The sequence below is a fragment of the Pantoea sp. 1.19 genome, assembly GCF_001922585.1.
Taxonomy (GTDB): domain Bacteria; phylum Pseudomonadota; class Gammaproteobacteria; order Enterobacterales; family Enterobacteriaceae; genus 1-19.
Genome location: NZ_MRBS01000001.1, coordinates 623,155 through 639,891 on the forward strand (window position 1 = coordinate 623,155; position 16,737 = coordinate 639,891).

Annotated in this window: 14 protein-coding genes, 1 tRNA gene and 1 pseudogene; 6 read left to right on the forward strand and 10 right to left on the reverse strand. The window is 62.8% G+C overall.

Annotated features, from left to right (window positions below; all coding sequences use genetic code 11):
• From BS626_RS03165 to BS626_RS03185, 5 genes and pseudogenes are all read right to left on the reverse strand, one after another.
• Positions 1 to 786 carry an ATP-binding cassette domain-containing protein gene (locus BS626_RS03165; protein WP_075180929.1) on the reverse strand — a complete coding sequence of 262 codons (786 nt, stop codon included), beginning with the start codon at positions 784 to 786 and terminating at the stop codon, positions 1 to 3.
• 77 nt (positions 787 to 863) lie between these two features.
• Entirely contained in the window at positions 864 to 1,232 is a 369-nt protein-coding gene (locus BS626_RS03170; RefSeq protein ID WP_075180930.1) for a DUF488 domain-containing protein, read from the reverse strand.
• Positions 1,233 to 1,807: 575 nt separating this feature from the next.
• Positions 1,808 to 1,883, reverse strand: a tRNA-Asn gene (locus BS626_RS03175).
• 226 nt (positions 1,884 to 2,109) lie between these two features.
• Positions 2,110 to 2,984 (reverse strand): annotated as a pseudogene (locus BS626_RS03180) (NAD(P)-dependent oxidoreductase).
• 111 nt (positions 2,985 to 3,095) lie between these two features.
• Positions 3,096 to 4,691 carry an ABC transporter substrate-binding protein gene (locus BS626_RS03185; RefSeq protein ID WP_075180931.1) on the reverse strand — a complete coding sequence of 532 codons (1,596 nt, stop codon included), beginning with the start codon at positions 4,689 to 4,691 and terminating at the stop codon, positions 3,096 to 3,098.
• Positions 4,692 to 4,942: 251 nt separating this feature from the next.
• Here BS626_RS03185 and BS626_RS18550 point away from each other — a divergent pair, with 251 nt between their 5' ends.
• Positions 4,943 to 5,104: a hypothetical protein gene (locus tag BS626_RS18550; RefSeq protein ID WP_170870425.1), complete on the forward strand. Its 162-nt coding sequence runs from the start codon at positions 4,943 to 4,945 to the stop codon at positions 5,102 to 5,104.
• Here BS626_RS18550 and BS626_RS03190 read toward each other — a convergent pair.
• Genes BS626_RS03190 through BS626_RS03210 form a run of 5 tightly spaced genes read right to left on the reverse strand, consistent with a single transcriptional unit; the run spans position 5,101 to position 10,640 of the window.
• Entirely contained in the window at positions 5,101 to 6,066 is a 966-nt protein-coding gene (locus BS626_RS03190; protein WP_075180932.1) for a sugar-binding transcriptional regulator, read from the reverse strand. The two genes, BS626_RS18550 and BS626_RS03190, sit on opposite strands and share 4 nt — an antisense overlap.
• Positions 6,063 to 6,503 carry a 6,7-dimethyl-8-ribityllumazine synthase gene (locus tag BS626_RS03195; protein ID WP_075180933.1) on the reverse strand — a complete coding sequence of 147 codons (441 nt, stop codon included), beginning with the start codon at positions 6,501 to 6,503 and terminating at the stop codon, positions 6,063 to 6,065. The genes BS626_RS03190 and BS626_RS03195 overlap by 4 nt, the downstream gene beginning before the upstream one ends.
• 44 nt (positions 6,504 to 6,547) lie before the next feature.
• Positions 6,548 to 7,480, reverse strand: a complete 933-nt coding sequence (locus tag BS626_RS03200; protein WP_075180934.1) for a sugar phosphate isomerase/epimerase — start codon at positions 7,478 to 7,480, stop codon at positions 6,548 to 6,550.
• A gap of 13 nt (positions 7,481 to 7,493) precedes the next feature.
• Positions 7,494 to 9,032 carry a glycerol-3-phosphate dehydrogenase gene (locus BS626_RS03205; RefSeq protein WP_075180935.1) on the reverse strand — a complete coding sequence of 513 codons (1,539 nt, stop codon included), beginning with the start codon at positions 9,030 to 9,032 and terminating at the stop codon, positions 7,494 to 7,496.
• A 3-nt stretch (positions 9,033 to 9,035) separates the two neighbouring features.
• Positions 9,036 to 10,640 (reverse strand): FGGY-family carbohydrate kinase, encoded by a 1,605-nt coding sequence (locus BS626_RS03210; RefSeq protein ID WP_083615880.1) that lies wholly within the window; start codon positions 10,638 to 10,640, stop codon positions 9,036 to 9,038.
• Between the two features lie 448 nt (positions 10,641 to 11,088).
• On the opposite strand from BS626_RS03210, the gene BS626_RS03215 reads away from it, so the two are divergent.
• From BS626_RS03215 to BS626_RS03235, 5 genes are all read left to right on the forward strand, one after another.
• Positions 11,089 to 11,739: a DUF2291 family protein gene (locus BS626_RS03215; RefSeq protein ID WP_075180936.1), complete on the forward strand. Its 651-nt coding sequence runs from the start codon at positions 11,089 to 11,091 to the stop codon at positions 11,737 to 11,739.
• A complete protein-coding gene (locus BS626_RS03220) occupies positions 11,736 to 13,274 on the forward strand; it encodes a sugar ABC transporter ATP-binding protein (RefSeq protein WP_075180937.1) in 1,539 nt (512 codons plus the stop codon). The genes BS626_RS03215 and BS626_RS03220 overlap by 4 nt, the downstream gene beginning before the upstream one ends.
• A 23-nt stretch (positions 13,275 to 13,297) precedes the next feature.
• On the forward strand, positions 13,298 to 14,371 hold the full coding sequence (locus BS626_RS03225; RefSeq protein ID WP_139308748.1) for an ABC transporter permease: 1,074 nt from the start codon (positions 13,298 to 13,300) through the stop codon (positions 14,369 to 14,371).
• 75 nt (positions 14,372 to 14,446) lie between these two features.
• A complete protein-coding gene (locus BS626_RS03230) occupies positions 14,447 to 15,400 on the forward strand; it encodes a D-ribose ABC transporter substrate-binding protein (protein WP_075180938.1) in 954 nt (317 codons plus the stop codon).
• A 136-nt stretch (positions 15,401 to 15,536) separates the two neighbouring features.
• Positions 15,537 to 16,385, forward strand: coding sequence for a DeoR/GlpR family DNA-binding transcription regulator (locus BS626_RS03235; protein WP_075180939.1), 849 nt, complete (start codon positions 15,537 to 15,539; stop codon positions 16,383 to 16,385).
• The last annotated feature ends 352 nt before the right edge of the window (positions 16,386 to 16,737 follow it).

Consider the following 16,737-nt stretch of genomic DNA (forward strand, 5'->3'; position numbering starts at 1 on the left):
TTATCCTGCCCGGGCGATCGGCGAAACGGGCCGCGCCGCGCTGGCGCGCCGCGCTGCGGTCACCAGCTGGCGGGTCCACGCATGCTGCGGCGCGCTGAGTAGCTGATTCAGGCTGCCCTGTTCCACCACTTCGCCGTCCATCAGCACCAGCGCCCGCTGGCACAGGCGGCTGGCCAGCGCGATGTCGTGGGTAATGAACAGCAGCGTCGGCGCCCGCTCCGCCAGCAGCATCGCGACCTGCTGCTGGGCGACGACGTCCAGCGCACTGGTCGGCTCATCGGCAATCAGCAGCGGCGCCCCGCCCAGCAGCGCCAGGGCAATACAGATACGCTGGCGCTGGCCGCCGGACAGCTCGCCGGGGTAGCGCTGGCGCAGCGCCGGGATATCCTGCAGGCCCAAAGCGGCGATCAGGCTGTCCGGCGCGTCGCGCCGCTGCGCCGCCAGCGCCAGCTGGCGGCCTACCGGCATCAGCGGATTGAGCGCCGCGGCGGCATCCTGAAAAATGGCCGCCGGCCGCGCCGCCGGTGAACGCTGCGCCAGCGGACGCTGACTCACCTCAACGCCGCAGAGGCGAATACTGCCGCTCACCCGGGCCCCGGCCGGCAGCGCGCCCAGCAGCGCGCGGGCGGTCAGTGACTTCCCCGACCCGGAAGGGCCCAGCAGGCAGACGCGTTCGCCCGGCAGCAGCTGCAGGTGAAGGCCACGGACGCGAGTCGCACCGTCCAGCTGGATGTGCAGATCGCTTACGTTCAGTAGGGGAGAGGCAGTCGGGCAGAGCATCATCATCAGGGTGTGCGTTTATGTTACCTTATAACGTACCATGCCGCGCCACCCTGTTGCAAACGATGTCAGCATGTAACAGCTTACGGGGCGTCAGGCTGCTCCTGCTCCAGCCGCTGCTTCAGCACCACGGCATTATTGTGCTGCGTGTCTGTTGCCGCATACACCAGGGTGACGACCGGATGCTGCGCGACAATCTGCTGTAGCTGCTGCAGAGCCAGCGCGGCGTCACCGTCGCGCAGTTCCGCCAGGTAGCGCTGCTCAAATTGCGAAAATGTTCCCTGCTGATGGTGAAACCAACGGCGCAGGGCCGCGCTGGGCGCGACGGCTTTTAACCACAGATCCAGCGCCAGCTTCGCTTTTGATTCTCCGCGCGGCCAGAGTCGGTCTACCAGTACCCGATAACCGTCGCTGGCGGTCGGGGCGTCCCAGGCGCGTTTTAATACGATCATCACGATCTCCTGTTGGTGGTGATGGCGCCGCCGGCGCGGCGCGACAGGCTTCAGGATGGCACCGCGAGCGAAAACAGGTGTTGCTGAGTGAGCGGAATGCGCTAAATACGCCAGCGACGCGCGGGTCGGCGTACGCCCAGCCGCTGTTCAGACCGGTAACGCGCGGACCCTCCATCAGCCTGCCGCGTGAATCACGCGGCCAGTTCGAGGTATCCACGCGTCGGTTACCGGACGGTGAGCGCCGTATCGGAGCGCCGAACGCACGGGGCGAGGGCGGCAGGCGGCGCACTTTACTGGCCGTCTTCGGGGAACCACCGCGACAGGCGGGGTTGGGCGCGTCGTACACCTGCTGTTGTTGCCCATCCTGTCGTCGGACAATCCACGCCGCGACGGCGTGGCGCATCCGCATTCTGAGTTGTTCAGCAAAGCGCGGCAAAGGGGGCAAAGAGGGCAAAGGGGGCAAAGGGGGCAGCGTTGAATGCTGTGTATCCGCCGCGCGTAGGGAAACGGGAGGGGATAAGCTGCGGATAAAAAGCAAAAAACCAGACGTCAGCAGACGTCTGGTTTCTTTAATTTGGCTCCTCTGACTGGACTCGAACCAGTGACATACGGATTAACAGTCCGCCGTTCTACCGACTGAACTACAGAGGAATCGTTGGAACGGGGCGCATAATATCCCCGGTGGCGGGGGTTGTCAAAGGGTGTTTCCGCGTTTTTTTTTGTTTGCTGAAGATTTCAACATTTTGCACAGTTATTCATCCACTTAGCGCCAGTTTACCCCTTTTCGCCCGGCGCGGCAGGGGCCGCGCAGGGTGGGAGGCTCCGGACGCCGGTGGCAAGAGATCAGCGCCGCGCGGCGGTGGCCGCTCCTCTGGCATCAGGCCTGCCCGCTGCGCCGTTTAGCGACGTTAGCCAGCGCGGCCCACTCCAGCTCGCCTTCATCGTGAGCGAGGGCGTCAAGGCTGTTATCTTTGATGACGCTGGCAAACGGCATCGGCACGTGACGCGCCTCCGCGGCCTGCTGGGCCAGGCGCACATCCTTCAGCCCGAGCCGCAGTTTAAAGCCGGGCGGGCTGTAGCGCTCCTCGGCGATCAGCTGGCCGTAGCCGACGTAGGCCGGCGCATTGAACAGCGTGCGGGTGATCATGCTGAGGAAATCCGCCGGCGGCACCGCGTAGCCGCGCACCAGCGCGCTGGCTTCCGCCATCGCCTCAATGGCGCAGCCCAGCATAAAGTTCGCCGCCAGCTTGACGCTGGCCGCCTGCTCCGGCTGCGGGCCAAAATACCAGGTTTTCTGCCCGAGCACATCCAGCAGCGGCTGCACTTCGGCAATCAGCGCCGGGTCGCCGGCGGTCAGAATATTGAGCTGGCCGGCGGCGGCGACGTCGTGGCGCCCCAGCACCGGCGCAGCGAGATAGCGTACCCCGTGTCTGTCCGCCAGCGCGGCCATTTCGCGGGTAAAATCGACCGAGACCGTCGCCATATTGATCCAGATGGGCGCGCGGCCGGTGGTGGTCAGCGGCCGCCAGCGACCACCACCTCACGCGTGGTGTCATCGTCCGCCAGCATGGTGATCAGGACGTCGCCGCAGGCGGCTTCCGCCGGCGTATCCACGCGGGTGGCGCCGGCGGCAGTTAGCGGCGCGGCGGCAGCGGGAGAGCGGTTCCAGACGCGCAGGGCATGTCCGGCGCGCAGCAGGTTGTCGGCCATCGGGGCCCCCATGGCGCCCAGACCCATAAAACCAATTTTCATCGCGACTCCTCAGTCTGTTGGGATAAGCGCTGACTATAGCAGCGAATGGCCCGCCGCGCGGCGCCGGAGCGGGGCAAAAAACGGTATCCGGAGATACCGTTGCTGAAGGGATTACGGCATGGTTGCCTGCGAGAAATCGCTGCCGTTGACGTCCACCCGATAGCCGCTGAGATCGCGACGGGTGGCGTAGAAAATCTTCCCGTTAGACAGGGGGATCCACGGTGCGGCATCAACAAAGCGGGTCTGCGCCTCGCGATAGAGTTTGTCGCGGGCGTCGCGATCGCTGGTCTGCACCGCGTCGTTCACGCGTTTGTCGTAGGTTTTATCGCACCAGCCGGAGATATTAGAGCCGCCTTCGGCTTTGCTACAGCTCAGCAGCGTGCGGGCAAAGTTGTCCGGATCGCCGTTGTCGGAGATCCAGCCGTATAGCGCGGTGCTGTGCTCGCCCTTGCGCATACCGGCGAGGTACTGGCCAAACTCCCAGGTCACAATCTTCGCCCTGACGCCCACTTTAGCCCAGTCGCTCTGGATCATTTCGGCGATGCGGCGCGAGTTGGGGTTGTAGGGGCGCGGCACCGGCAGTGACCAGATATCGGTTGCAAAACCGTTTTCGAGTCCGGCCTGCTTTAGCAGCTCGCGCGCCTTTTGCGGGTTGTAATCGTAGTGCTTCAGCGCGTCGTTGTAGCCCAGCATGCCCGGCGGCATCAGCGAGTCGGCGACGCTGCCGCTCTGGCCAAACACGGCCTCGACGATCGCCTTCTTATCCACCGCGTAGTTCAGCGCCTGGCGTACGCGCACGTCATCAAACGGTTTTTTCCGCAGGTTAAACGCCAGATAGCCGACGTTCAGCCCGGGAAAATCGTGCAGCGCCAGCTGCTTGTCGGCGCGGATGGCGGCAAACTGTTCCGGGATAGGCGTCGGGATAATCTGGCACTCATTGGTCTTAAGCTTTGCCAGTCGGGTCTGCGGATCGGGCGTGATGGAGAAGATCAGGTGCTTGCTGGCCACCGGGTGCTGCCAGTAGTTCGGGTTGGCGATATAGCGCACCAGCGCATCGCGCTTGTACTGCTGCAGCGCGTAGGGGCCGGTACCGATGGGCCAGGTATCGACGTTCTCCGGCGTCCCTTTTTTCAGCATCGCGTCGGCATACTCGGCCGAATGTATCGAGGCAAAATCCATCGCCCAGTCGGAAAGAAACGCGGCATTAGGTTCGCTGAGCGTAAACTGCACGTGCTGATCGTCCAGCTTTTTTACCTCAACAATCAGCTTGCCGAGCCCCATGTCCTCGAAATATTCGTAGCTGCCGCCGGACACCTTATGATACGGATTGGTCGGATCTTTCTGGCGCATGACCGTGAAGACCACATCGTCGGCGTTAAAGTCGCGGGTCGGTTTAAAGAATTTATTGCTGTTGAATTTCACGCCCTTGCGCAGGGTGAAGGTGTAGGTTTTGCCGTCCGGGCTGATGGTCCAGTCGGTGGCCAGCGAAGGCGCCGGCGTTTTATCGCTGTCGCGCAGGACCACCAGCCGGTTGAACATGACCTGAGAGGTGGCAACGAAGGTCGGGCCGGAGGTGGCTAACTGTGGGTTAAACGCTTCCGGTGAGGCCGGGGAGCAGTAGATAAGCGTATCTTTCGCGGCCAGCGCGCTGCCCGCCGGCAGCAGGGTCGCCAGCAGCGCGCACGTCAGGGATTTCCTTGCAAACATGATGGAGGTGCCTTGTCTGGATGTTATGCCGGCGATAACACCACAGCGCCCGGCGGCAGACAAATAACAAAACCCTATGTCTTTATTCCATTTGGTTATGGGCAGGCGACCTGTTTTTAGTTGACGGGGCAGGGAGCGACCGCTCAGCCGGGGGCGTATGCCGATAATGCATACGGTCAGTAGAAAGCCGCATTTCCCCCGCGCGGCGTTTGCGCGTTAACTGTCTGCTCACCTGCTGACGGGAGCTGACGATGAAAAACTGGCTACGCCGACGGTTTACCGCCCGGTGCCGCGAGCCCGGCTGCCTGGGCGAGAGCCTGATCCACGCCGCATCGCTGTACGGTATCGCTTTCGATCGCCGCGAGTGCGAACGCCTTTGCCAGCCGCGCTCAGCGGAGCGGGAGCCGCACTAAGCGGCGCTGTCGTCGGCTAACAGGGCGTGGGCGGTCAGCTCGTCGGTTATCAAGCCGCTGAGCAGGCCGCTGGCCAGCACCGCGCGGATTGCCGCGACTTTGCCCCTGCCGCCCGCCAGCGCGATAATCCGATCGCGTCGCGGCGTGTCCAGCGGCACCGCCAGCGTGCGGGCGGTCAGCTGAGTATCAATCCTCTGCCCCCGGGCGTCAAAAAAGTGCCCCAGCATCTCCCCCACGGCGCCGGAGGCGGCGATATCGGCGATTTCCGCTGCGGCCAGCATCCCGGCCTCCACCAGCTGTGCGGCTGGCGCAACGGTGCCGATGCCGACCAGCTTCAGCGCGCTGGCGCTGGCCATCGCAAACACGTCGCTGACCCCGCGCTGCGCCAGCAGCACGTCGCGATCCTCAACGGTATTGGCAAAAAACGGAACCGGCATCATATAGGCCTGGGCACCGGTCTTTTCGGCGATGCGGTGCATCACGTCGTGGGGATTCAGCGCATAATTGCGCGTCAGGCAGCCGAGCAGCGACACCACCCGCACCTGTGCGGCATCCAGGCGCGGCAGCTGGTGGATTGCCGCCGAGAGGGTGCGGCCGTGGCCCAGTCCAAGGGTGATCGCCGGGGACTGGCAGAGCTGACCGCGCAGCCAGTCGGCGCCGGCCATACCCAGCGCCCGCACCGGCAGGCCGCTCTCTGCCAGGTCAGGGGCGACCCGACACAGGCTGAGGCCGTAGCGCTGGCTGAGCCGCTGCTCCAGCATAATGCAGTCGATGATATCGCCGTCGATGGTCACTTTCACCGCGCCGTCGGCCACCACCCGGGCGATCAGCCGGTGCGTTTTAACCGAGGGCAGGCCGAGGCGTTTGGCCACCTCGGCCTGGGTCAGGCCGCCGACGAAGTGCAGCCAGGCCGCACGCAGCGCCAGCGCATCGTCGGCATCGGCCTGCGGCTGGGATTTCACTGCGCGGCCGCCAGCGCGTGGATTTGTGCTACCGCCCGGGCCGCTTCGGCGCCTTTCTTGATAAAGTGTTCGCGGTAGAAATCCGTGAATTCCGCGGCCGGCTGGAAGTTGTGCGGCGTCAGCGAGACTGAGAACACCGGTACATCGGTCGCCAGCTGCACCTGCATCAGCCCGCTCACCACCGCCTGGGCAACAAAATCGTGCCGGTAAATGCCGCCGTCCACCACCAGCGCGGCGCAGACGATGGCGTCCACCCCACCGCGGCGCGCCAGGCGCTGCGCCAGCAGCGGCATTTCAAAGGCGCCGGGCACATCCCAGCGGCCGATCTCGGCGTTTATCTTCTGCCGGGTTAACTCCTGCTCAAACCCGACCAGCGTTTGTGACACAATGTCGCTGTGCCAGTTGGCTTTAATGAACGCCACGCGTAACGGCTGCATCTCACTCTCCTGTTTTTAAAAGAAAAAACGGCGCCGACGCCGGGCTACAGATTCAGGTGCGCAACGCCGGAATCGATGTGCGGTGCCCAAAACGCCACGCTCTCGGCGATCTCCGCCACCACCTGCCGGTCAGTGGGTTCGCGCTCTTTAAAACTCAGCTCCAGGCAAATTTCGTTGTTCTCCGCCCCGCCGCGGGCCAGCGCGGCCAGCAGCGGGGCGGGCTGAATGCGCCCGTGGGCATTATACTGCAGCGTGAACGGGCGGTGGCCACCTTTATCTAACATACTTTGTTTAATGTGGATAATTGGCGAATAACGCGGCACCGCCTCTGCCCAGGCGTAGGGATCGTAGTCGCGCGGATCCGCAGAGGTGACGTCACCGTGATCGATGTCCGCCATCATCCACATCGGAATGGCCATCCCGGCGGCGCTTAGCCGCTGCTGCAGGGCGAGGCAGGCGGGAATGGTTTCGCCAAACTCGCGACCGACGCTCATCGGCTCCCAAAACAGCCAGCGCAGCCCGGCGGCCCTGGCGTGTTCGGCCACCTCGCGCCAGCAGTCGATAGCGATTGCCGTCAGCGCTTCGCGGCGCGTCGGGCAGTCAAAGTCGCGGTGGGTAAAAATAGCAAACTGCGAGCCCAGCGAGTCGCCCCCCAGCTCGGCGATGATGTCGGCAAAGGTTTTAAACCAGTTCACGTAGTAGCGCCGCACGTCCGCGTCCGGGTGCCCAAAGTGATTCAACCGACCGTAGGGGCCGGTCATGCCGGAGGTGACGCGCACCCCGGTGGCGCTGAGCGCCGCTTTCATCCGCCGGGTCAGCGCCGCAATGGTGGCGGCAGGCCAGCCGGGATTAATGAATTCGTGGGTCAGCTGCAGATCGCGAATGCGAATATCGCGCGCCACGGTAGTAATCAAATCCGCCGGATCGGCAAAGCGATTCACCAGCGGATTGGTGTTCAACGACAGCGTCAGCGCCATGGGCGTCTCCTGCTTAGCGGGCCGCGGCGCGCCGCGGCTGCGGCGCCTCACGGGGAAAGGTGACGGTAAACCAGTCGGCAAACTGCTGCTGCTCGGCCGGGGTCAGATGCAGGCGGTGCTTGGTCCGGCGCCACAAGATATCTTCCGGCTGCTGCGCCCATTCGTGCTCCGCCAGGTAGCGCGCTTCCGCTTCATACAGCAAGCCGCCAAAGTGGCGACCCAGCCCGGCCAGATCGCGCGCCTCACCCAGCAGCGTCGTCATGCGCGCGCCGTACAGGCGGGCATAATGCTTGCGCAGCGCGGCCGGGAGCCAGGGGCGCTGGCTTTTCTGCGCCTGCAGGAAAGTGTCAAAATCGGCCGCGGCGATGTCGCCGCCGGGCAGCACCGCGGTGCGGGTCCAGTCAGCGCCCATCTGCGGAAAAAACGGCGCCAGCTTGTGCAGCGCATGTTCGGCCAGCTTGCGGAAGGTGGTGATTTTGCCGCCAAACACGTGCAGCAGCGGGGCATTCTCCTCCGCGTCGAGGTCAAATACGTAGTCGCGGGTCACCGCCGAGGGGTTGCCTTTGCCATCATCAAACAGCGGACGCACCCCGGAGAAGCGGGTAATCACATCCTGCGCCTGCAGTTTGACTTTAAAATAGCGGTTGACCGCGTCGATCAGATATTGCTGTTCGCTGTCATCGGCGGTGACCGCCTCGGCCTTCCCCTCCCAGGGAATGTCGGTGGTGCCGATCAGCGCCTTGTCTCCCTCGTAGGGGTTAATAAAAATCACCCGCTTATCGTGATTCTGTACCAGGTAAGCCTGCTGGCCCTCCCAGAATTTTGGCACCACAATGTGTGACCCTTTGACCAGCCGCACCTTGCGGCTGCTGCGGGTGTGGGTAACCTGATTGACGATGTCCAGCACCCAGGGACCGGCGGCGTTGACGATGGCTTTCGCCTGCACCTGCCGCTCGGCACCGCTGGCTTCGTCGCGCAGCGTGACCGTCCAGTGGCCCTGCTCGCGGTGGGCGGCCACGCAGCGGGTGCGGGTCAGTACGGTCGCCCCGCGCTCGGCCGCGTCCAAGGCGTTAAGGGTCACCAGCCGGGCGTCATCAACCCAGCAGTCCGAATACTCGAAGCCTGTGCGGTAGCTGTCCAGCAGGGGGGCGCCCTCCGGATCGCGGCGCAGATCGAGGCGGCGCGTGCCGGGTAATTTTTGCCGGCCGCCGAGGTGGTCATACAAAAACAGCCCCAGGCGTACCAGCCACGCCGGACGATCTTGCGGGCTGTGCGGCAGAACAAACCGCATTGGCCAGATGATGTGGCAGGCGGAATTGAGCAGCACCTCGCGCTCGATTAACGCTTCGCGTACCAGGCGAAACTCGTAATATTCCAGGTAGCGTAAACCGCCGTGCACCAGCTTACCGGAGCGCGAGGAGGTGCCTTCGGCGAGATCATCTTTTTCACACAGCAGTACCGACAGGCCGCGACCGGCGGCATCGCGCGCAATGCCGGCGCCGTTAATACCGCCGCCAATCACTAACATATCCAGACAGTTCACTTCACTCATGCTTCACTCCTTGTGGACGGCACTGCGCCCAACGACAGCGGGATCATCGTGCGGATTCGGAAAGGGGGCGCGCAGCTGCTGCCAAACCGGTGGCAGCGCCTGACGGGTCAGCTGGTAGCTGTCGTACAGCGTCTGATAGCGGGCCACCAGCGGCGCCGGCGGGGTTTCCACCGCGTCCAGCAGCGGGGTGACCCAGTCGCTGACGCAGTGAGCCATGGAGGGGTAGACGCCTATCGCCACCGCGGCCATCATCGCCGCGCCGGCGGCGCCGGCCTCTTCGCGACGGCTGCTGCGGACCGGCACGCCTACGCAGGCGCCGAGGATCTGTCGCAGCCGCGCCGAACGCACCGCCCCGCCGCTTAGCCGCAGCTCGCCGGGCAGACCGCCCATTGCCTGATAGCAATCGCGCGCCGACAGGCCAATGCCTTCAATCACCGCGCGCACCAGATCGCCAAACCCGTGGCCGTAGCAGAGGCCAACGAAGCTGGCGCGGGCGTCGGCATTGACAAAGGGACCGCGCTCGCCGGCCTCGGAAATATAGGGATGATAAAGCAGGGCGCCGGGCTGGCTCTCATCCAGCCAGCGGTTCAGGTGCCCGACCAGCCGGGCGTGGTCGGCTTCGCCACCGAACTCAACAATCAGCTTTTCCGCCATCCCCAGTACCCAGTCAAGATTAAGGGTGGAGGCCATGTTGGTCTGCACCTGGGTCACGCAGCCGGGCCACGGCAGCGGGATCACGTAGCCGGTCTGCGTCTGATTTAAATACACCTGATCAATGGCTACCGCGCGCATGTGGACGCCGGTCGAACCGACAATGGAGCAGGCGGTGTTGACATCGCCGGTTTGCACGCCGGCGCCGAGCGCGGTCATCGCCATATCGACATAACCGAGGCTGACCGGCGTACCGGCGCGCAGGCCGGTGGCGCGCGCCGCGGCAGCGGTCAGCGGATGGGTTGTGCGGGTGCCTTCGACGATCTCCGGCAGCAGATGGCGGCGATGACGCAGCCCCAGCGCGTCAATCACCGTGTCGTCGTAGCGCTGATGGCGAAAGTTACCAAAGGTGAAACTGGCCTCCGAGGGATCGGTGGCGCGCACGCCGGTCAGGTTCAGATAGAGCCAGTCTTTGCAGTGCAGTGCCACCTCGCTGCAGTCCAGCCGCGCCGGGCAGTGGCGATCCATGTGTGCGAGCTGGGCACCCTGCTGGCACGTATTCAGCCCGGTGCCGGTGGCCTCAAAGCGCGCCCGCGCCAGCGGGCTCTCCCCCAGCGCCTTCACCGTCGGAGCCGCGCGCGCATCCAGCCAGATCCACGCCTCGCCGACCGGCTGATTATTTGCCCCCACCAGCCAGCTGCCGTCGCCCTGGCCGGTTACGGCAATCGCCGCGGTGCGGGCGGCCAGCTGCGGCAGCGTCTCCGCCAGCTGCTGTACCGCCCGGGTAGCATCCTGCCAGGTCTGACTCAGGGACTGCTGTGCCGCCCCGCCGGCGCCGCGCTGATAGCGGTTGCGCACCGATGCGCAGCCCAGCTGCTCGCCCTGCAGGCTGAACGCCACGGCCTTGACCACCGAAGTACCGGAATCAATGCCGAGAATAATGTCGCCGTTACTCATGCAAGCCTCCGCCAACGGGCTGACAACAGAAAAGAGGGGAAATATTGCGGCGTACCGTCACTGTGGCTCTCCGTAAGGGTTAATCGCAGGTAAATAACTTGCTAAATAACGTCATACACTATATCTCACTGACTTAACATCAATGGCGTATTATTTTTCTGTTAATGGAATAAATTTCATTCCGGGAAGCGAAGGCGATCACGAATTTGCTGCACAATACGCAACCTGGCATGAACAATGTAAGAGTGCGCTGCCCTTTATACGGGGATATATCGCGGTTTTATGCTCGGGAGTAACAGAGGGCGATCGCGATCGCGCTGTGGAAAAAAACTCCGGCCGGCTGTTGACAATTTCATCACAAAGACCCGATTCTCATCACACAAGATATCACATTTATAACATTAGCCGCGGCCGCCCGTGCTGCCCGGCCCTGTAAGAGGAAGCCTTTATGCCAGCAGTCTCCGCACTCTCTTCCCGGCTGTCCCGACGCCGCCTGCGCCGCCTGACGCTGATTGGCGTCGTGGTTCTGGCGGTGCTGACGGCGATGGCGCTGGATACCACCGTGGTGAAGCCCGGGGCAGGGGATGCCCGCGAGCAGGGCTTCTCCGCCGACCGCTACGGCAGCGACACCTTTCCCGCTATTGCCGACAGCGTGACCCGCCGGGCGGTGCCGGCGGAAGAGCTGGCCGCGGCGATCGCCGCCGATCGGCAGGCCGCGGCGAAAAAATATGGCATCGGCGCGCCGCTGCCCGTGTTGCCGGTCTCGCTGCGGGGGGTGGTTGGCGAGGGCAAAATGGGCGTCTGGAACCTGAAAGTGGCTGGCGTGCCTGATGGGGTGCAGATTCGCGTGCAGACCGGGCCGGCAATTACCGGCACCGATCTGCGCGATGCCACCGGCACCATCCAGTTCGGTGACTTTAAAAATCAAATTGAGTATCAGAACGCCGGCGCGGCGATCAATCAGGCGATGAAGCGCGCGGTGTTGGAGACGCTGGATAGCGAGGCGCTGCCCGGTAAAACCGTCAAGGTGGTGGGCGTGTTTCGCCTGCTCAATCCCAACAGCTGGCTGGTTACGCCGGTAAGGATCGATGTGCAATGAGTCATAAACAACGCAATCCGGCGCTGCTGAAAGGCGAAATCGTGCTGGCGGCGCGCAATATCAGCAAGGTGTATGGCTCCACCCACGCGCTGAAGGGGGTGAACTTTGAGATCCGCCGCGGCGAAGTCACCACCCTGTTTGGCGAGAACGGCGCCGGGAAATCGACGCTGATGAAAATTCTCTCCGGCGTGGTGACGCCCACCGCCGGTGAGATCGTGCTGAACGGCGAGGTGAAGGTGTTCTCCTCCGCCACCGATGCGCGCGACTGCGGAGTGTCGATCATTCACCAGGAGCTGAATCTGGCGCCCAATATGAACGTCCGCGACAACCTGTTTATCGGCCGCGAAATCATGAAGACCGGCGGAGTGGATTATGCGGAGGAGGCGCGGATAACGCGGCACCTGATGGCGGCGCTGGAAGAGGATATTGACCCGCTGACCCCGGTGGAAAATCTGCGGCTGGGCCAGCAGCAAATCGTCGAAATTGCCCGCGCCCTGTCGCTCAATTCGCAAATTTTGATCATGGATGAACCGACCTCGGCGCTGAGCGCGTCGGAGGTGGAGGTGCTGTTTCAAATCATTCGCGATCTCACCAGCCAGGGGGTGGCGATTGTTTATATTTCCCACCACCTCGAGGAAGCGCTGGAGATAACCGATCGGGCGGTGGTACTGCGCGATGGGGTGATGACCGCGTATGCCCGGCGCGAGGAGATAGACCTCGAGTGGATAGTGCGCAATATGGTCGGTGACCATTTCGATTTGGGGTCCCCCCCCGCGGGCTATGACTTTGGTCCGGTGGCGCTGACCCTTGACCAGATTAGCGTGAAGAGTAAGACCGGTATCACGCTGGTGGATAACCTGTCGCTCAGCGTGCGCGAGGGTGAAATTGTCTGCATTTACGGGCTGATGGGCGCCGGGCGAACCGAACTGCTGGAGTGCGTGGCCGGGCGGCTGCGCCAGTCCGATGGGACGATTCGCCTGCTGCAGGATGACGTGTCGCGGCTGAGCATCGCCGATCGGATTGCGGCCGGGCTGGCGCTGGTGCCTGAAGATCGGCAGCGCGATGGCCTGGTGCAGACCATGAGCGTCGGCCAGAACCTGACGCTGGCCAGTATCGGCGCGTTTGTTCGCCGCGGGGTGCTCTCCGGCCGCCGCGAAAAGGCGCGGGTTGAAGCGAGCATTCGCGACGTGACGGTGAAGACGGCGGGCGGAGAGGCGGCGATCGGATCGCTGTCCGGCGGGAATCAGCAGAAGGTGGTGATTGGGAAAATGCTGGCTACCGGACCGCGGGTCATTCTGCTTGATGAGCCGAGCCGCGGCATCGACATTGGCGCGAAAGCCGAGGTGTTTCGCCTGCTGGCCGACAACGCCAGAAAAGGGTTAGCGGTTATCTACACCACTTCCGAAGTGGGGGAGTGCCTGAGCATTGCTCACCGCATTGTCGTGATGAGCAAGGGGCGTATTGCCGCCATCTTTGATTCCACCGTCAGTAAAGAGCGCATCATGGCCGCCTCGGGCGAGTCGTTGGTGGCATGACGAACAATAACGGAGCAAACAGTATGAATCCGAAAACCGAGATGCTGGGAACGACCCGGCCCGCCGCGACCGGCGTCGCGCCCGCCGCGCGCCCGACCGGTAAGGGGCTGCCGCTGGCGCGCATCCTGCTGGAAGGCCGCGCTTTTTTTGCCCTGCTGGTGATTATCGCCGTGTTCTCCTTTCTGTCGCCGAACTATTTCAGCGGCGCCAACTTTCTCACCATGGCCTCGCACGTGGCTATCTTTGGCCTGCCGGCGATCGGCATGCTGCTGGTTATCCTCAACGGCGGTATCGATTTGTCGGTAGGCTCGACGCTGGGCCTCGCCGGGGTATTTGCCGGCTTCCTGATGCAGGGGATCAATCTGGAGGCGCTGGGCGTGGTGCTCTACCTGCCGGTGTGGGCGGTGGCCATTCTGACGCTGGCATTGGGGGCACTGGTCGGGTTGGTGAACGGCATCCTGATCGCCTGGTGTCGGGTGCCGGCCTTCGTCGCCACGCTCGGGACGCTGTACGTGGCGCGCGGCGTGGCGCTGCTGATGACCAACGGTCTGACCTATAACCGCCTCTCCGGCAGCGAAGCGCTGGGTAATACCGGCTTTGACTGGCTCGGGTTCAACCGCATTTTTAACGTGCCGGTGGGAGTACTGGTGCTGGCGGTGGTGGCGCTGGCCTGCGGCTTTTTGCTGAGCCGCACCGCTTTCGGACGCTGGCTTTACGCTTCCGGGGGAAACGAGCGCGCCGCTGAGCTCTCCGGGGTGCCGGTGAAGCGGGTCAAAGTCAGCGTCTATGTGCTGTCGGGCATGTGCGCGGCGATGGCCGGCCTGGTGCTCTCATCGCAGCTGACCTCCGCGGGCCCAACCGCCGGGACCACCTACGAGCTGACCGCGATTGCCGCGGTAGTGATCGGCGGCGCGGCGCTGACCGGTGGACGCGGCAACGTGCGTGGCACGCTGCTCGGGGCGTTTGTGATTGGCTTTCTTTCGGATGGATTAGTGATTATCGGCGTATCGGCCTACTGGCAAACGGTGTTTACCGGCGCGGTGATCGTGCTGGCAGTGCTACTCAATACCCTGCAATACGGCCGACGAACGCGATGAACCTCAGCGCGTCGCCCGGTGTGGCGGCGTAACGATGCGTCACCCTGTACCCACCAATAATAACGGAGCATCACTATGTTTTATAACAGCAAACGTTTCATTCTGGCGGCCGCAACCGCCGCCGTGACTGCCTTTGCCGCGCCGGTATGGGCCGACAACGGACTGATGACCATTATCATTAACGATCCCTCGAATCCCTACTGGCTGACCGAAGGGCAGGTCGCGCAGGCGGCAGCGGAAAAACTGGGCTACAGCGCGAAGGTCAGCGCGCACAAGGGGGACACCAATACTGAAAGTCAGCTGATTGATACCGCCATTACCAATAAATCGAAAGCGATTATCCTGGATCCGGCCAACGCTGACGGCTCGATCGGGTCGGTCAAAAAAGCCATCGCCGCCAATATTCCGGTCTTTGTGATTAACGCCGAGCTGAACCAGAGCGGCCTGGCGAAAGCGCAGCTGGTGTCCAATAATGCGCAGGGGGCCGCGGTGGGCGCAATGGAGTGGGTGAAGCTGGCGGGGGACAGCGGCAACTACGTCGAGCTGGTGGGGCCGCCGTCCGATAACAACGCCGCTACCCGGGCTAACGGCTTTGAAACCGTGCTGTCACAGTACCCGGAACTGAAGCAGGTGGGCAAAGAGGTGGCTAACTGGGACCGCACGCAGGGCTACAATAAGATGCAGTCGCTGCTGCAGGCTAACCCGGACATCAAAGGGGTGGTAAGCGGCAACGACGAGATGGCGCTGGGTGCGGTGGCGGCGCTGAAGGAAGCCGGCAAGCTGCAGCAGGTAAAGGTCGGCGGATTTGACGGCTCACCGGATGCGGTGGACGCGGTGAAAGCCGGTACGCTGGCCTATACGGTGATGCAGCCCGTTGCGCAGTTTGCGCAAAAAGCAGTCGAGCAGGCCGATACCTTCCTGAAAACCGGCAAAACCGGCGCGTCGTCAGAGAAACAGCTGTTTGACTGCATGCTGATCACCCAGGACAATGCCGGTAAAGTTCACTCCCCGTTTGTCCTGTCGGAATAAGCGGCGGATGCGCCAGCGGACGACAGCGGCATTTGCCAACGCGGGCAATTAGCGCTGTAATGGCTGTTGCCTGCCGGCGCCGCGCATGCGACGGCGTCGGCAGGCTGTTTTCTTACCCCCGGTTTCTGGATGAAATATGGCGCAAACCCCACAGGATACCTCGCTCGGCGTCTTTATGGCCGAACCCCTACCCAGCGACAGCCGCCAGGCGAGACAGCTGGCGCGACGCCAGCTGATCGTGGAGGCGGTAATGAGCGAGGGGGCGATTCGTATCGAAGACATCACCGAGCGGTTTGGCATCAGCCTGATGACCGCCCACCGCGATATTGATGAGCTGGCAGAGCGCGGCCTGCTGCATAAATCCCGCGGAGTGGTATCCGCCACCCCCACAAGCCTGGTGGAATCCAGCGACATTTATCGCGCAACCCGTCAGTTAGACGAAAAGTCGGCGATTGCCGAACTGGCCGCCAGCTATATTGAAACCGGCCAGGCGCTGTTTCTTGATGACTCCACCACCGTGTTACAAATGGCGCGCCTGCTGCCCACGAAAGCGCCGCTGACGGTAATTACGAATTCGCTGACGCTGATGAGCGAAGTCAAACACGTCCGCGACATAACGCTCATGGGGCTGGGGGGGCATTATCATAACTGGTGTAACGCCTTTATGGGGCGGATGACCCGTGATGAAATCGCCGCGCTGCGTGCCGACATGTTTTTCGTCAGCATGTCCGCGATCATTGATGATGCGGTGTTTCACCAGTCGGCCGAAACGGTAGAAACCAAGCGCGCGATGTTTGACTCCGCTGAAAAGCGTATTTTACTGATGGATCACACCAAGTTTACCCGCCGCGCGCTCTATCGCTTTGCCCACCTGACTGAGTTTGACGTGGTGATTGTCAATCAGGGTACGCCGCTGCCGGTGCTGCGTCGCCTGCAGGATCTGGGCGTAAATCTGGCGATTGCCCCGATGAAAGTTTCCGCCTGATCCCCCACTGCGCTCGCCCATTCGGCGTGGGGAGCGCACTGCAAGCTATGTTGCCCGCCATTATACGCCCGTCTTATTTAATTCGCTTACTCAGTATGAACATTGAATAAATGAGGGATTCTTGACGAATGAAGAATGGTCAGTAACACTTTGCAGCGCATTCTGCGCCGTTAGCTGGCCGGGATAATGCTGACGATAAACCGCACTTAAACAGTATGGTCATTTTTATGACTTATGGCGTAATCATGCTTTTTCTTAATCTGTTCCTAATATTTCGGGATTATGGTTAAGCTGAGGTTCAAAAAGCGAAAGGAATTCTGTGCCACAGTGGCGCTGCGCTGTCCCTGACAGA

What these genes read in the sequence shown, in the direction of transcription:
- BS626_RS03165 (WP_075180929.1), bottom strand. Translation starts at nt 786, where the DNA reads ATGATGATGCTCTGCCCGACTGCCTCTCCCCTACTGAACGTAAGCGAT.
- BS626_RS03170 (WP_075180930.1), bottom strand. Translation starts at nt 1,232, where the DNA reads ATGATCGTATTAAAACGCGCCTGGGACGCCCCGACCGCCAGCGACGGT.
- BS626_RS03185 (WP_075180931.1), bottom strand. Translation starts at nt 4,691, where the DNA reads ATGTTTGCAAGGAAATCCCTGACGTGCGCGCTGCTGGCGACCCTGCTG.
- BS626_RS18550 (WP_170870425.1), top strand. Translation starts at nt 4,943, where the DNA reads ATGAAAAACTGGCTACGCCGACGGTTTACCGCCCGGTGCCGCGAGCCC.
- BS626_RS03195 (WP_075180933.1), bottom strand. Translation starts at nt 6,503, where the DNA reads ATGCAGCCGTTACGCGTGGCGTTCATTAAAGCCAACTGGCACAGCGAC.
- BS626_RS03200 (WP_075180934.1), bottom strand. Translation starts at nt 7,480, where the DNA reads ATGGCGCTGACGCTGTCGTTGAACACCAATCCGCTGGTGAATCGCTTT.
- BS626_RS03205 (WP_075180935.1), bottom strand. Translation starts at nt 9,032, where the DNA reads ATGAGTGAAGTGAACTGTCTGGATATGTTAGTGATTGGCGGCGGTATT.
- BS626_RS03210 (WP_083615880.1), bottom strand. Translation starts at nt 10,640, where the DNA reads ATGAGTAACGGCGACATTATTCTCGGCATTGATTCCGGTACTTCGGTG.
- BS626_RS03215 (WP_075180936.1), top strand. Translation starts at nt 11,089, where the DNA reads ATGCCAGCAGTCTCCGCACTCTCTTCCCGGCTGTCCCGACGCCGCCTG.
- BS626_RS03220 (WP_075180937.1), top strand. Translation starts at nt 11,736, where the DNA reads ATGAGTCATAAACAACGCAATCCGGCGCTGCTGAAAGGCGAAATCGTG.
- BS626_RS03225 (WP_139308748.1), top strand. Translation starts at nt 13,298, where the DNA reads ATGAATCCGAAAACCGAGATGCTGGGAACGACCCGGCCCGCCGCGACC.
- BS626_RS03230 (WP_075180938.1), top strand. Translation starts at nt 14,447, where the DNA reads ATGTTTTATAACAGCAAACGTTTCATTCTGGCGGCCGCAACCGCCGCC.
- BS626_RS03235 (WP_075180939.1), top strand. Translation starts at nt 15,537, where the DNA reads ATGGCGCAAACCCCACAGGATACCTCGCTCGGCGTCTTTATGGCCGAA.